Genomic DNA, 478 nt, shown 5'->3' with positions numbered 1-478 from the left:
CGCCACCATTGTCGGCAATTCACGGCTAGGCGCACTTTTGGGCGCCTCGACGCTCACTCCGCTCGGCTCGTACCCATTCACATAGCTGCGCAGCAAAGCCCGCAGGGCATCCCTGTCGGCGCGACTTAGCGCCTTGCGGAAGGCTTCCAGAGCGAAAGAGATTTCATCCCATTCCAGCTTTTCTTCATGGGCCTGCATGATCATCTCGTGCTCGGTACGCGTACTGCAATCACCGATCAGCAGCTCTTCATAGAGCTTTTCACCCGGCCGCAGGCCGGAAAAAGCAATCTCGATATCACCGTCCGGGCTCTTCTCATCCCGCACGGACATGCCCATCAAATGCACCATGGTCCGCGCCAGGTCCACAATGCGCACTGGCTCGCCCATATCCAGCACAAAGACTTCACCGCCCTGGGCCATGGCACCCGCCTGGATCACCAGTTGGGAAGCTTCCGGAATGGTCATGAAATAGCGAATC

At 58.4% G+C, this 478-nt stretch carries 1 protein-coding gene; it reads right to left on the bottom strand.

Annotated elements, in window-relative coordinates:
• On the bottom strand, positions 1–478 hold a 478-nt coding region (locus A3754_RS06275), incomplete at both ends, for a polysaccharide biosynthesis protein (protein WP_197468511.1).

The sequence above is a fragment of the Alcanivorax sp. HI0083 genome (genome assembly GCF_001635175.1).
This window is presented reverse-complemented; position numbering and strand designations above follow the sequence as displayed.